Raw genomic sequence first — 14,147 nt, forward strand, 5'->3', positions numbered from 1 at the left:
AACATCATGATCAATATTTCCCGCCGTGGTTTCCTGGGTGGCCTGCTGGCCAGCGGCGCCAGCGCCCTGATCGGCCCCTCCCTGCTCGGCCGCGCCGTCATGGCCGCCGAATCCGGTGACAAGCTGGTGCAATCGGGCTCCCACTGGGGCGCCTTCCGCGCCCGGGTGGTGGATGGCCGCTGGGTCGAGACCCTGCCGTTCGAGCACGACAAGCACCCGACCGAGATGCTCAAGGGGCTGGCCGAGGTGGTCTACAACCCCTCTCGCATCCGCTACCCCATGGTGCGCCTGGACTGGCTGCGCAAGGGCCACCAGTCCGACACCCACGAACGCGGCCAGAACCGCTTCGTGCGGGTGAGTTGGTCCCAGGCCCTGGACTTCTTCTATCACGAGCTGGAGCGGGTGCAGAAGAGCCATGGTCCGAGCGCTCTCTATGCAGGCCACTCCGGCTGGCAATCGGTGGGCAAGCTGCACTCCGCCGGCGCCATGCTGGGCCGCGCCATGAACCTGCACGGCACCTACCTCGCCAAGGCCGGTGACTACTCCACCGGCGCCGCCCAGGTGATCCTGCCCCACGTGGCGGGCGCCATGGAGGTGTATGAGCAGCAGACCTCCTGGCCGCTGCTGCTGGAACACAGCAAGACCATCGTCATCTGGGGCTCGGATCCCATCAAGAACCTGCAGGTGGGCTGGCTGGTGCCGGATCACAGCGTCTACGACTACTGGGCCCAGCTCAAAGAGAAGGTGGCCAAGGGCGAGATCCGGGTCATCAGCGTCGATCCGGTCAAGTCCAAGACCCAGAAGTACCTGGGCTGCGAGCAGGTCACCCTGAACCCGCAGACCGATGTGCCCTTGATGCTGGCCATCGCCCACACGCTCTACAGCGAGAAGCTGCACGACGAGAAGTTCCTGAAGAACTACACCACCGGCTTTGACAAGTTCCTGCCCTACCTGCTCGGCACCCGCGACGGTCAGGTGAAGGACGCCGACTGGGCGGCCAAATTGTGCGGCGTGCCCGCCGACACCATCCGCGAGCTGGCCCGCACCATGGCCGCTGGCCGCACCCAGCTCATCGGCGGCTGGTGCGTGCAGCGCATGCACCACGGCGAGCAGTACGCCTGGATGCTGGTGGTCGTTGCCTCCATGCTGGGCCAGATCGGCCTGCCGGGCGGTGGCTATGGCTTTGGCTGGCACTACAACGGCGCCGGTACTCTCACCAGCACAGGCCCCATCATGTCCGGCTTCAGCTCCGTCATCCCCGGCGTCAAGCCGCGCCATGACGGCGACTGGAAGGGTTACTCCAAGTTCATTCCGGTGGCCCGCTTCGTGGACTGCATCCTCAATCCGGGCAAGACCATCGCCTTCAACGGCCAGACCATCACCTACCCGGACATGAAGATGGCGGTGTTCTGCGGCAACAACCCCTTCCACCACCAGCAGGATCGCAACAAGATGGTGGCGGCCTGGCGCAAGCTGGAAACCGTGGTGAGCGTGGATCACCAGTGGACCGCGAGCTGCCGCTTCGCCGACATAGTACTGCCGGCCACCACTACCTACGAGCGGGACGACATCGAGCAGTGGGGCTCCCACTCCAACGCCGGCATCCTGGCCATGCGCAAGGTGGTGGAGCCGCTGTTCGAGGCGCGCGATGACTACGACATCTTCGCCGATCTCTGCCGCCGCTTCGATCGCGAGGCCGAGTTCACCGGTGGCAAGAGCAAGCTGGAGTGGATCCAGAGCATCTATGACGACGCTCGCCTGCAGGGCCGTGGCATCGGCATCCGCCTGCCCCGCTTCAGCCAGTTCTGGCAGGGAGAAGGCTTCGTCACCTTCCCCGCCGGTCAGCCCTGGGTGCGCCACGAGTCGTTCCGCCAGGAGCCGGATCTGGAACCGCTGGGCACCCCGTCCGGCCTCATCGAGATCTTCTCCCAGACCATCGCCAACTACGGCTATGCGGATTGCCCCGGCCATCCGGTCTGGATCGAGCCGTTCGAGCGCTCCCACGGCGGCCCGGGCAGCCAACAATATCCGCTGCACCTGCAGTCTTGCCACCCGGACAAGCGGCTGCACAGCCAGCTCTGCTCCTCGGATGCCTACCGCGCCACTTACACGGTGCAGGGTCGGGAGCCGGTTTACATGAGCCCGCAGGATGCCAAGGCGCGGGGCCTCAAGGACGGGGAGCTGGTGCGGGTGTTCAACGGCCGTGGCCAGGTGTTGGCGGGACTGGTGGTCTCCGATGACTATGCCCCCGGCGTGGTACGCATCCAGGAGGGGGCCTGGTATGGTCCGCTGGAAGGGGGCAAGGTGGGCACCCTCTGTACCTATGGCGACCCCAATGTGCTGACCGCGGACATCGGCTCCTCCAGCCTGGCGCAGGCCACCACGGCCCACACCACGCTGGTGGAGATCGAGAAATTCCAGGGCCAGGCGCCGGCGGTCACCGCCTTTGGTGCACCGGGATCGGCGGTCGGCATCGACCCCATGTTCCCGGCACTGTAAGCGGGGCCGGCCAAAACCGCCCCTTGAGTTTCCTTTATTTTTAAAGTCGTTAGAATCGGGGGCCATCCAGGCTCCCGATTGTTATCCACGGAGGAAGAATGCAGGAATTTATGGCTACCAGCGAACGCCGGGCCGAACTCTACTGGTGGTTCTCCACCCTGTTTGCCGCCGAGCTCAGCGACGCGCAGATCGCCGAGTATGACAGCTACGACGTGCGCAGCTTCCTGAAGAGTCTCTCCACGCTGGATCCCATGCGTGACGCCGTGGCGGAGCTCAACGATGCCATCGCCCGCCTGCTGGTGCGTCAGGATCGCCAACTGGAGCTGGCCGCCGATTTCGCCGGTCTGTTCCTGGTGGATCCCAAGCAGGGCGCCCTGCCCTATGAATCCCTCTATCGGGGGGACGCCAGGCTCTTGATGCAGTCCCCCATGACAGAGATGCAGGCTCGCCTGACGCGCCTTGGCATCGATGTGAGTGACAAATTCAAGGAGCCGGCCGACCACCTGGCCATCGAGCTGGATCTGATGGGCAATCTCATCATCCGCGCCGCCGAGGCCGGCACCGCGGATGAGCGGGCGCAGTGGTTGCAGGAGCAGGAAGCGTTGCTGCACCAGCATCTGCTCGGTTGGTTCGAACGCTTCGAGCAGGCGTGCCGCCAGGCCGACAAATTCGGTTTCTACGGCGCCAGCGCCCGTCTGCTGGGGGTCTTCCTCCACATGGACGCAAACTACCTCAACCTGGTCAAACCGGCCCCTGCCGCCGACTGATCCGATGAAAACAGCCTTGCTGCTTATCAACTGCCGGCTGTCGATGCCATGAAAACAGCCCTGTTATTGATCGCCTGCTGGCTGCTCAGCTTCATTCCGATGGAACAGGGCTTGCTCCCCTTGGCAGCCCTGTTGTTCAACCCGGACAGGGAACTCTACGGTGCCGCTCAGCTCACCGGTTTCGCCGGCATACTGCTCACCCTCTACCTCGCGAATCTCGGGGTGGAGGTGGTGCTGCGCCCGCCGCTTCCAGATAGCCGGCATGCTGGCCTTGCTGGTAGCCTGGATCGATTTCATTCACAGCAGCGGCAGCGATGCGCACTGGTTGCCGCTGATGGCCTTCGCCCTGCCTTTTCTCGTGCTGGCCATGCTGGTACTGGTGCGCGGCGTGCAGGCCTTCGGTCGCCAGAAAGGCTGACCTACTGTATCTAGCGCCACTCTCTGGCTAGCTCCCCCTATGGTTCAGTGTCACGTCCAGATGACAACGACCGCCATGGTGCCGCCTCCACGGCACGAAAAAGGGAGCCGCCGGCTCCCTCTCCCTTGTCACATGCCCTGCCCCATCACCGGCCATCATTCCCCCTCGTCGCTATCCAAAAGTCTAATTGCCCTCGGGCACCAAAGGTATAAGTTGTTACTCAAACATTACAGAAATGTATTCACAGGAGTGAGAGATGAGCGAGCACAAGGTCTACCCGGTCAAGGCCCACATCGGCAACGGCGCCCTGCTGGACAAGGAAGGTTATGAGGCCATGTACCGGGCATCGGTGCAGGATCCGGACGCCTTCTGGGGTGAGCAGGGCAAGATCCTCGACTGGATGAAACCCTACACCCGAGTCAAGAACACCTCCTACGATCCGGGCCACGTCTCCATCAAGTGGTACGAGGACGGCCTGCTCAACGTCTCGGCCAACTGCCTGGATCGCCATCTGCAAGAGCGTGGCGACAAGGTCGCCATCATCTGGGAAGGGGACAACCCGGCCGAGGATCGCAAGCTGACCTATCGCGAGCTGCACAGCGAAGTGTGCAAGTTTGCCAACGTGCTCAAGAGCCAGGGGGTCAAGCGCGGTGACATGGTCTGCCTCTACATGCCCATGGTGCCGGAAGCCGCCGTCGCCATGCTGGCCTGTACCCGCATCGGTGCCGTGCACAGCATCGTCTTCGGTGGTTTCTCGCCGGAGGCCCTGGCCGGCCGCATCATCGATTCTGGCTCCTCGGTCGTCATCACCGCCGATGAAGGGCTGCGCGGCGGTCGCCCCATCCCCCTCAAGAAGAACGTGGACGAGGCGCTCACCAACCCGGAGACTCGGGTCAACAAGGTGATCGTGCTCAAACGCACCGGTGGCCAGGTCGCCTGGCACAACCATCGCGACATCTGGTGGCACGACGCCGTCGCCGCCGCCAGCCCGGATTGCCCGGCCGAGGCCATGGGCGCCGAGGATCCGCTGTTCGTGCTCTACACCTCGGGCTCCACTGGCAAGCCGAAGGGGGTGTTGCACACCACCGGCGGCTATCTGGTCTATGCCGCCCTCACCTTCAAATACGTGTTCGACTACCACGAAGAGGACATCTACTGGTGTACCGCCGACGTGGGCTGGGTCACCGGTCACTCCTATCTGGTCTATGGCCCGCTCGCCAACGGCGCCACCACATTGATGTTCGAAGGGGTGCCGAACTACCCGGCCACCAACCGCATGAGCCAGGTGGTGGACAAGCATCAGGTCAGCATCCTCTATACCGCGCCGACCGCGATCCGCGCCCTGATGGCCAAGGGCCGAGACGCCATCGAAGGCACCTCCCGTTCGAGCCTGCGCATCATGGGCTCCGTGGGTGAACCCATCAACCCGGAAGCCTGGGAGTGGTACTACCGCACCATAGGCGACGAACGCTGTCCCATCGTCGACACCTGGTGGCAGACCGAGACCGGCGGCATCCTGATCAGCCCCCTGCCCGGCGTGACCGCACTCAAACCAGGTTCGGCCACCCGCCCCTTCTTCGGCGTGCAACCCGCGCTGGTAGACAACCTGGGCGAGCCGCTGGAGGGCGCCACCGAGGGCAATCTGGTGATCACCGACTCCTGGCCGGGCCAGATGCGCACCGTGTTCGGCGATCACGAGCGCTTCGAGCAAACCTACTTCTCCACCTTCCCCGGCCGCTACTTCACCGGCGACGGTGCCCGTCGCGATCAGGATGGTGACTACTGGATCACCGGTCGGGTCGATGATGTACTGAACGTCTCCGGTCATCGCATGGGCACCGCCGAAATCGAGTCGGCACTGGTGGCTCATCCGAAGATCGCCGAGGCGGCGGTGGTGGGGGTGCCCCACGAGATCAAGGGCCAGGGCATTTACGCCTATGTCACCCTGATCGCCGGCGAAGAGCCGAGCCGCGAATTGCACAAAGAGGTGAAGGAGTGGGTGCGCAAGGAGATAGGCGCCATCGCCACGCCGGACGTGATCCACTGGGCCGAGGGGCTGCCCAAGACCCGCTCCGGCAAGATCATGCGCCGTATATTGCGCAAGATCGCCACCGGCGAGACCGACAGCCTGGGGGATATCTCCACCCTGGCGGATCCGGGCGTGGTCGACAAGCTCATCCGCGAGAAGTCGGAAGCAGCTTGAGTCCTGTCACAGCCCTCCACAAAGCCGGCCTTGCGCCGGCTTTGTCATCTCTGGCATCCGAGGTTGCACCTCGCGAACCAACCGATTAAAAAACACACAGATGTAGAGATTAGACCAGTAAAATGCTGCTAATTTTCACGAAATCAATATAATTGCGAAATCTGTGTGCCAGGGCACACCGAATTGCGCAGAAAATGGCTAGATTTCTGGTAGTCCACAGATAGCTGATAGATAGCAGCATTATCATCGAGGATGCACTCAATATGTCGCAACATCACCGAATCCTCCTGCTCAACGGTCCCAACCTGAATCTGCTGGGCAAGCGGGAGCCGGGCATCTACGGCAGCAAGACGCTCGATGAGATCGTCGCCGATCTGCAGCAAAGTGCCGGCGAACTCGGTGCCACCCTGGAACACCTGCAATCCAATGCCGAACATGAGTTGGTCGGCCGCATTCATCAGGCCATGGGCCAGGTGGATTTTATCATCATCAACCCGGCCGCCTTCACCCACACCAGCGTCGCCCTGCGCGATGCCCTGCTGGGCGTGGCCATCCCCTTCATCGAGGTTCACCTGTCAAACGTCCATGCCAGGGAGCCTTTCCGTCATCACTCCTATCTGTCTGATGTCGCCAAGGGGGTGATCTGCGGGCTGGGTGCCGATGGCTACCAATTCGCTTTAACCGCAGCCGTGCATCAATTGCGCGCGGCTTGATAATCACTGATCAGATAAAGAAGAAAGAGAATGCTAATGGATATCCGCAAAATCAAGAAGCTGATTGAACTGGTTGAAGAGTCCGGCATCGCCGAGCTGGAAATCTCCGAAGGGGAAGAGTCCGTTCGCATCAGCCGCAATTTCTCTGGCCAGGTTAGCGTCGCACCGCAGATGATGATGCAGCAGGCTCCGATGCAGCAAGTTGCCGCCCCGGTCGCTGCCGCTCAGTCCGCCGCGCCTGCCGCAGCCGACACCACCCCGAGCGGTCATCTGATGCGCTCCCCCATGGTGGGCTCCTTCTACCGCTCCTCCAGCCCGGAAGCCAAGGCCTTCGTGGAAGTCGGTCAGCACGTCAATGTCGGCGATACCCTGTGCATCGTCGAAGCCATGAAAATGATGAACCAAATCGAGTCCGACAAGGCCGGTGTGATCAAAGCGATCCTGGTTGAAAATGGTCAGGCCGTCGAATTCGACGAGCCGCTGTTCATCATCGAATAAGGGAAAACACCACCCATGTTGGACAAAGTAGTCATCGCCAACCGAGGTGAAATTGCCCTGCGGATCCTGCGCGCCTGCAAAGAGCTCGGGATCAAGACAGTGGCCGTTCACTCCACCGCCGATCGGGAGCTCAAGCATGTGCTCCTGGCCGACGAAACCATCTGCATCGGCAAACCCGCCAGCGGCGAATCCTACCTCAACGTGCCGGCCATCATCGCCGCCGCCGAGGTGACCGGGGCCGTCGCCATTCACCCGGGTTACGGCTTCCTCTCCGAGAACGCCGACTTTGCCGAAGTGGTCGAGAAATCCGGCTTCATCTTCATCGGCCCGCGCGCCGAGACCATTCGCCTGATGGGTGACAAGGTCTCCGCCATCGAGGCGATGAAGAAGGCAGGCGTGCCCTGCGTGCCCGGCTCCGACGGTCCGGTGGACAGCGATGCCAAGCGCAACGCCACCATCGCCAAGCGGATCGGCTACCCCGTGATCATCAAGGCCGCCGGTGGCGGTGGTGGTCGTGGCATGCGCGTGGTGCGCAACGAGGCCGAACTGGCCGGTGCCATCGCGCTGACCAAATCCGAAGCAGGCCAGTTCTTCAAGAACGACATGGTCTACATGGAGAAGTACCTCGAGAACCCGCGCCACATCGAGATCCAGGTGCTGGCAGACGGTCAGGGTACCGCCCTCTACCTGGGTGAGCGAGACTGCTCCATGCAGCGTCGCCACCAGAAGGTCGTGGAAGAGGCGCCGGCACCCGGCATCACCGAAGAGATGCGCAAGTTCATCGGTGAGCGCTGCGTGCGCGCCTGTCTCGAAATAGGCTACCGCGGTGCGGGGACCTTCGAGTTCCTGTACGAGAACGGCGAGTTCTACTTCATCGAGATGAACACCCGGATCCAGGTCGAGCACCCGGTCACCGAGATGGTTACCGGCGTGGATCTGATCAAGGAGCAGCTGCGCATCGCCGCCGGTCAGCCCCTGTCGATCACCCAGCAGGACATCCGCATCCGTGGCCATGCCATCGAATGCCGGATCAATGCCGAGGATCCGGCCACCTTCATGCCCTCTCCTGGCCTGATCCAGCGCTTCCATGCGCCGGGTGGTCTGGGCGTGCGTTGGGAGTCCCACATCTATGCCGGCTATAAAGTGCCGCCATACTACGACTCCATGATCGGCAAGCTGATCTGTTACGGTGAGAACCGCGACATCGCCATCGCCCGCATGCGTCACTCGCTGGACGAGCTGGTGGTGGAAGGGATCAAGACCAACATCGCCTTGCAAAAAGAGATCATGAAGGACGAAAACTTCCAGCACGGTGGCACCAACATCCACTACCTGCACAAGAAGTTGGGTCTGTAAGAGGCTCTCTGCAAGAGAATCTCGGGTCCAGACAGGATCTGCAATTGAAAAAGGGCCATGGCGACATGGCCCTTTTTTGTTATCCTTGCGCCCCTCAAAATGGTTGGAGGCCAAGGTGAACCGTTTCGCACTCGCCCGTCGGGAAGCAGCCCTCTGCCTGCTGCTCACCCTGCTCTATTTCGCCGCCTGGTACGGCTCGGCTTATTTCGTCCCCGAGGAGCTCGAGCTCTGGGACATGCCGCTCTGGTTCCTGCTCAGCTGCATCCTGATGCCACTGCTGTTTATCGGCCTCTGCGCGCTGATGGTGGATCGCCTCTTCATCGACATCCCGCTCGATACCGAGGAGCCACCCCATGAGTCTTGAGCCAATGAGAGACGCCAGCAGCGTCCGCCGTCTCCTGGCCTGCCCTCTGTTGGCCGCAAGCACCCAGGCTAGTGAGGATCACTCCCTTGAATATTGAACTGATGTTCCCCCTCGTCATCTACCTGGTACTGGTGCTGGGGGTTGGCTTCTGGGCCAGCCGCCATCGCAGCAACGGGGACTTCGTGCAGGAGTACTTCATCGGCAACCGCAGCATGGGTGGCCTGGTGCTGGCCATGACCCTGGTGGCCACCTATACCTCGGCGTCGTCTTTCATCGGCGGGCCGGGCGCCGCCTACAAGATTGGCCTCGGCTGGGTGCTGCTGGCGATGATCCAGCTGCCCACCGTCTGGCTCACCCTGGGGGTTCTTGGCAAGAAGTTCGCCATCATCGCCCGCCGGGTCAACGCGGTGACCATCAACGACATGCTGTGGGCCCGTTATCGCAGCAAGTGGGTGGTGGTACTGGGCTCGGTCACCATCATTCTGGCCTTCATCGCCACCATGGTGGTGCAATTTATCGGCGGGGCACGCCTGCTGGAGACCGCCACCGGCCTGAGTTATCAGCAGGGCCTGCTACTTTTTGCAAGTTGCGTACTGCTTTATACCGTGATCGGCGGATTTCGTGCGGTGGTCATGACCGATGCCCTGCAGGGGATCATCATGCTGATCGGCACAGGCGCCCTGCTGGCCGGGATCCTGGTGGCCGGCGACGGCCTGCCGAACCTCATCCATCAACTCAAGGAGATCGATCCCAAGCTGGTGAGCCCGCAGGGGGCAGGCGACATGCTGACCCAGCCGTTCATGCTGAGCTTCTGGGTGCTGGTCTGCGTCGGGGTGGTGGGGCTGCCCCACTCGGCCCTGCGCTGCTTCGGCTACCGGGACAGCAAGGCGCTGCACCGCGGCATCCTGATCGGCACCGTGGTCAGCGCCCTGCTGATGTTCGGCATGCACCTGGCCGGGGCGCTCGGCCGCGCCATCCTGCCCGGCATGGACAGCCCGGACAAGATCATGCCCTCGCTGATGATGGAGGTACTGCCGCCCTGGCTGGCGGGGGTTTTCCTGGCGGCCCCCATGGCGGCCATCATGTCCACCATCGACTCCCAGCTGATCCAGGCCTCGGCGACCCTGGTGAAAGATCTCTACCTCAACTACCTCAATCCGAAGCAGGAGAAGCTGGAGGTGCGGGTGCCGCGTCTCTCCCTGCTCTGCACCCTGATCCTCGGGACCCTGGTGCTGCTGGCGGCGCTGCAGCCCCCCGAGATGATCATCTGGCTCAACCTGCTCGCCTTCGGCGGCCTGCAGGCGGTGTTCCTCTGGCCGCTGGTGCTCGGCCTCTACTGGTCGCGGGCCAACGGCCCGGGGGCCCTGGCCAGCATGGTCTCCGGCATCCTCTGTTACGGCCTGCTGAGTCAGTGGGAGATCAAGCCAGCCGGCCTGCACGCCATAGTGCCGAGCCTGGGACTGGGGTTGGTGGCCTTCGTGCTTGTGAGCCTGCTGACCCCGCCACCGGATCAGGCCGTTCGCCGATTATTTGATCAGAAATAACAAAGAGAGCAATAAAGGGATCTTTCCTATCCCAAAATGGGTGCCTTGCGGGTAAACTGTGCGCCACGTCACAAAAAGTCCTGCGATCATGCCCGTTCAGAACGCCAGAAAGATCCTGACCCAGTCCCTGCAACGGCTCGGCTATGCCCTGCTGCTGCCGGTCTCCATCCTGCCGCTGGCCGCCCTGCTCTATCGGCTCGGCCAGCCGGATGTACTGGATCTGGCGGTGCTCTCCCTCGCCGGGCAGGCCTTGTTCAGCCAGATGCCACTCATCTACGCGGTGGCCATCGCCTTCGGGCTGAGCAGGCAGGGCCAAGGGGCGCAGGCCATGGCCGGGGCGGTCAACTTCCTGCTGTTGAGCTCGGCGCTGGGCACCCTCTCCCCCGGCCTGCATGCGGACATGATCTGCGGCCTGCTGGCGGGGTTGACCACGGCGCTGACCTGCTCCTGGACCCGCGGCCTGATTCTCCCGAACTGGCTGCGGCCACTGCCGGAAGAACTTCCCGGACTGTTGCTCTCGGCCCTGGCCTGCCTGCTGCTGGTCATTCCCCTTGCCCTGCTCTGGCCACTGCTGGAAAACGGCATCAGCCTGATCGCCTCGGACCTGCTCACCACCCCCTTGGGCGCCTTCTGCTATGGCGTGCTGAACCGGCTGCTGATCCCCCTCGGCCTGCACCAGGTGCTGGGTAGCCTGGTGGGCCTCGGCGAGAGCAACCTGCAGGCCCTCGCCGCCGCCCAGCCGCTGCACGAAGGCTATGTGGCGGGACTCTATCCCGTCATCATGTTCGGTCTGCCGGGGGCCTGTTTCGCCATCTGGCTCCATCGCCAGCGCATGCACCGACTGCCACAGGGGGGCCTGCTGCTGACCCTGGCCCTCACCTCGGCGCTGGTGGGGATCACCGAACCCATCGAGTTCCTGTTCGCCTTCACCGCCCCCTGGCTGTTTCTGGCCCACGCCCTGCTGACCGGGCTGTCGCTGGCCATCTGCAGCGGGCTGGGCATCAAGGTGGGCACCTACTTCTCCGCCGGACTGCTGGATCTGGTGCTCAGCTACTCCACCGGCGAGCATAGCTTCTGGCTCATCCCCCTCGGCATCCTGTTCTTCGTCGCCTACGCCCTGCTGTTCTCTCAACTGCTGGAACACGCCCCCCTCAGCCTGCCGAGCAGACCCCTCGCCGAGGAGCTGCCACGGCTGGCAAGCGTGGCCCCCACGGATCCGCAGATGCTGGCGATCCAGTACCTCAAGGTGCTGGGGGGGATGGACAACCTGCAGGCCATGAGCGTCTGCCTCACCCGCCTCAGCCTGCGGGTGCGTGACATGGCGCTGGTGGATCAACTCCGTCTGACGAGCCTGGGTTGCCTCTCCTGGATCGCCCTGAACGAGCATCAGCTGGTACTGGTGTTAGGACCCAATGCCGGCCTGGTCGAGGGGCAGCTGCGCATGCTGGCCGATCGTCAGTCGGTACCGCTCGGCTTCGAGCCCGGCAAGGCCCCCCTCAGCCTCTGACAGGCCTCAGGCGAAGGGCAGGCGGTCGGCGACAAAGTCCATCAGCGAACGCAGGGCGGGGGCCAGGTGCTCCCGGCTTGGATAGATGAGGTAGAACGGATTGGGCGGGATGGGGTGACCCGGCAGCACCTTCTGCAGCGTTCCTTTGATCAGATCCTCCTGACAGACGTGATCCGGCAACAGCGCTATGCCGCCGCCGTTGAGGGCCAGCTCCCGCAACGCCAACAGGCTGTTGCTGATGCAGGATCCCCGTGGGCGCCAGCCCCCCTCCTGCAGTGGCCACACCGGCAGCGCCGAGTGCACTAGACAGGCGTGTCGCCCCAGCTCGCTCAGATGCTGAGGCGCGCCATGCCGGGCCAGATAGTCCGGTGCCGCCACCAGATGACGGGGCACCTGGCCGATGCGCCGGCAGATGAGGCTGGAGTCCTTGAGCGGCGCCGCCCGCAGCGCCAGATCATAACCCTCCCCCACCAGATCCAGCTGCTCGTCACTCAGGGTCAGCTCCAGCACAACCTCGGGATAGAGGGCGCGAAACTCGGCCAGGATCTTGCCAAGCAGCAGGGTGCCGGTGGCCTCGGGGGCGGTGATCCGCACCCGGCCGGCCGGGGCAGTGCGCAGCCTGGCCATGGCCAGGTTAGCGCTGCGGGCCAGCGCCAGCAGCCCCTGACAATGCTCCACATAGAGCTCCCCCTGCGGGGTCAGGCTGAGCCTGCGGGTGGTGCGCTGCAACAGCCGCACCCCGAGCTGGGATTCCAGCCGCGAGATCTTCTGACTCACCGATGACTTGGGCATGCCGAGCACCTCGGCCGCCCCGGTGAAGCTGCCCTGCTCCACCACGGTGGCGAACAGCCCCATCAACTCCAGCTCGACATTGTTCATATATGCAAACAGTCTTTACCAATTACCCATCTTAATCGGAATAATTAACCAGACTAGACTCTCTGGCAATCCCACTCATCCCGATTCGAAAGGAATTGCCATGAAAGCCATCGCCCTGACCCACTACCTGCCAAGCAGCCACCCCCACTGCTTCATCGAGGCCGAGCTGCCCACCCCGACCCCGGGCCCGCGAGATCTGCTGGTGCGGGTCAAGGCCACCTCCATCAATCCGGTCGACACCAAGGTGCGCGCCCCCAAGGCCAAGGTAGAGCCAAGCCCTCGGGTGCTGGGTTGGGATGCGGTGGGGGAGGTCGTTGCCGTGGGCAGCGAGGTTACCCTGTTCAAGGCCGGTGACCGCGTCTGGTATGCCGGCGACATCAGCCGCCCCGGTAGCAACAGCGCCCTGCAATTGGTGGATGAGCGCATCGCCGCCCTCGCTCCGACCAGCCTGAGCGATGTGGAGGCCGCCGCCCTGCCGCTCACTGCCATCACCGCCTGGGAAGCCCTGTTCGATCGCATCGGCCTGAGCCGGGAGTCCGAAGGCAGGCTGCTCATCATCGGTGGTGCCGGCGGGGTGGGCTCCATCGCCATCCAGCTCGCCCGTCAGCTCACCAGCATGGAGGTGATAGCGACCGCCTCGCGGCCAGAGACCCGGGAATGGTGCCTGGCGATGGGGGCCCATCAGGTGGTGAGCCACCACCGCCTGCAGGCGGATCTTGCCGAGCTCGGCATCAGCCAGCTCGATGCCATCTTCTGCACCAACGCCACCGAGCAGCACTGGAGCGCCATGGCGAACCTCATTCGTCCCTTCGGCCACATCTGCACCATCGCCGAGTCGAAAGAACCCTGGGATCTCGGCCTGCTCAAGCCCAAGAGCGTCACCTTCAGCCAGGAGTTCATGTTCACCCGCTCCCTGTTCCAGACCCCGGACATGATTGGTCAGCACGATCTGCTGGGCCGGGTCGCGGCGCTGCTGAATGAGGGCGTGCTCAAGACCACGCTCACCAAGACGATCCCCGCGCTGACACCGACGAGCCTGGCCCAGGCCCATCGCGAGGTGGAGGCCGGCAACATGGTGGGCAAGCTGGTGATCGACATGAGCGGCTTCGCGGACTAATCCCTTAGGGGTAAAATCTGCACCATCATGGGGGGAACTCACCAGTGGCAAGCCCCAACAGTGCACAGCCCGGGCGAGCCGCCGCGCCTCATCACCGAGCCCCGCCATCAACGCGCATAAAAAGAGGCCATCCCGCCGGGATGGCCCTGAATACCTGAACGTTGGGATAACAATCACACACATATCCTTCTGCAGGACATCATCGCTTTTGCAGCTTGCGTGCCAAACTCCGCTTTTCCCCGCAAAATTCTCCCTGTTCATCGCAATTTCCCGCCAAATAAA

At 63.3% G+C, this 14,147-nt stretch carries 11 protein-coding genes and 1 pseudogene; 11 read left to right on the top strand and 1 reads right to left on the bottom strand.

The window, feature by feature from the left end; genetic code table 11:
- Positions 1 to 6: 6 nt before the first annotated feature.
- The 10 genes and pseudogenes from torA (at position 7) to ACZ9IL_RS12875 (ending at position 11,869) form a co-directional block, all read left to right on the top strand.
- A complete protein-coding gene (gene torA, locus ACZ9IL_RS12830) occupies positions 7 to 2,499 on the top strand; it encodes a trimethylamine-N-oxide reductase TorA (protein WP_476003854.1) in 2,493 nt (830 codons plus the stop codon).
- 98 nt (positions 2,500 to 2,597) lie between these two features.
- Positions 2,598 to 3,266 carry a molecular chaperone TorD gene (gene torD / locus ACZ9IL_RS12835; protein WP_476003855.1) on the top strand — a complete coding sequence of 223 codons (669 nt, stop codon included), beginning with the start codon at positions 2,598 to 2,600 and terminating at the stop codon, positions 3,264 to 3,266.
- Between the two features lie 48 nt (positions 3,267 to 3,314).
- Positions 3,315 to 3,684, top strand: a pseudogene (locus tag ACZ9IL_RS12840) (hypothetical protein).
- Between the two features lie 256 nt (positions 3,685 to 3,940).
- Positions 3,941 to 5,887 carry an acetate--CoA ligase gene (gene acs / locus ACZ9IL_RS12845; protein WP_476003856.1) on the top strand — a complete coding sequence of 649 codons (1,947 nt, stop codon included), beginning with the start codon at positions 3,941 to 3,943 and terminating at the stop codon, positions 5,885 to 5,887.
- A gap of 263 nt (positions 5,888 to 6,150) precedes the next feature.
- On the top strand, positions 6,151 to 6,600 hold the full coding sequence (aroQ, locus tag ACZ9IL_RS12850) for a type II 3-dehydroquinate dehydratase (protein WP_033132428.1): 450 nt from the start codon (positions 6,151 to 6,153) through the stop codon (positions 6,598 to 6,600).
- A gap of 36 nt (positions 6,601 to 6,636) precedes the next feature.
- A complete protein-coding gene (gene accB, locus ACZ9IL_RS12855; RefSeq protein WP_476003857.1) occupies positions 6,637 to 7,098 on the top strand; it encodes an acetyl-CoA carboxylase biotin carboxyl carrier protein in 462 nt (153 codons plus the stop codon).
- Positions 7,099 to 7,113: 15 nt separating this feature from the next.
- The gene (accC, locus tag ACZ9IL_RS12860; protein ID WP_476003858.1) at positions 7,114 to 8,454 is read left to right on the top strand and encodes an acetyl-CoA carboxylase biotin carboxylase subunit; all 1,341 of its coding nucleotides are present in this window, start codon (positions 7,114 to 7,116) and stop codon (positions 8,452 to 8,454) included.
- Between the two features lie 115 nt (positions 8,455 to 8,569).
- On the top strand, positions 8,570 to 8,818 hold the full coding sequence (locus tag ACZ9IL_RS12865) for a YhdT family protein (protein WP_476003859.1): 249 nt from the start codon (positions 8,570 to 8,572) through the stop codon (positions 8,816 to 8,818).
- An 86-nt stretch (positions 8,819 to 8,904) separates the two neighbouring features.
- Positions 8,905 to 10,362 carry a sodium/pantothenate symporter gene (gene panF / locus ACZ9IL_RS12870; protein WP_476003860.1) on the top strand — a complete coding sequence of 486 codons (1,458 nt, stop codon included), beginning with the start codon at positions 8,905 to 8,907 and terminating at the stop codon, positions 10,360 to 10,362.
- Positions 10,363 to 10,450: 88 nt separating this feature from the next.
- Positions 10,451 to 11,869, top strand: coding sequence for a PTS transporter subunit EIIC (locus ACZ9IL_RS12875; RefSeq protein WP_476003861.1), 1,419 nt, complete (start codon positions 10,451 to 10,453; stop codon positions 11,867 to 11,869).
- Between the two features lie 6 nt (positions 11,870 to 11,875).
- On the opposite strand, the gene ACZ9IL_RS12880 is transcribed toward ACZ9IL_RS12875, so the two are convergent.
- A complete protein-coding gene (locus ACZ9IL_RS12880) occupies positions 11,876 to 12,748 on the bottom strand; it encodes a LysR family transcriptional regulator (RefSeq protein WP_476003862.1) in 873 nt (290 codons plus the stop codon).
- Positions 12,749 to 12,848: 100 nt separating this feature from the next.
- Between ACZ9IL_RS12880 and ACZ9IL_RS12885 the strand changes: the two genes are divergently transcribed.
- Positions 12,849 to 13,865, top strand: a complete 1,017-nt coding sequence (locus tag ACZ9IL_RS12885; RefSeq protein WP_476003863.1) for a zinc-binding alcohol dehydrogenase family protein — start codon at positions 12,849 to 12,851, stop codon at positions 13,863 to 13,865.
- Positions 13,866 to 14,147: the final 282 nt, after the last annotated feature.

The sequence above is a fragment of the Aeromonas sp. TECH754 genome (genome assembly GCF_056279295.1).

Bases quoted from the DNA above. Each gene is read 5' to 3' on its own strand.
- accB (WP_476003857.1), top strand. From the start codon at position 6,637: ATGGATATCCGCAAAATCAAGAAGCTGATTGAACTGGTTGAAGAGTCC.
- ACZ9IL_RS12875 (WP_476003861.1), top strand. From the start codon at position 10,451: ATGCCCGTTCAGAACGCCAGAAAGATCCTGACCCAGTCCCTGCAACGG.
- torA (WP_476003854.1), top strand. From the start codon at position 7: ATGATCAATATTTCCCGCCGTGGTTTCCTGGGTGGCCTGCTGGCCAGC.
- aroQ (WP_033132428.1), top strand. From the start codon at position 6,151: ATGTCGCAACATCACCGAATCCTCCTGCTCAACGGTCCCAACCTGAAT.
- acs (WP_476003856.1), top strand. From the start codon at position 3,941: ATGAGCGAGCACAAGGTCTACCCGGTCAAGGCCCACATCGGCAACGGC.
- accC (WP_476003858.1), top strand. From the start codon at position 7,114: ATGTTGGACAAAGTAGTCATCGCCAACCGAGGTGAAATTGCCCTGCGG.
- ACZ9IL_RS12880 (WP_476003862.1), bottom strand. From the start codon at position 12,748: ATGAACAATGTCGAGCTGGAGTTGATGGGGCTGTTCGCCACCGTGGTG.
- torD (WP_476003855.1), top strand. From the start codon at position 2,598: ATGCAGGAATTTATGGCTACCAGCGAACGCCGGGCCGAACTCTACTGG.
- ACZ9IL_RS12885 (WP_476003863.1), top strand. From the start codon at position 12,849: ATGAAAGCCATCGCCCTGACCCACTACCTGCCAAGCAGCCACCCCCAC.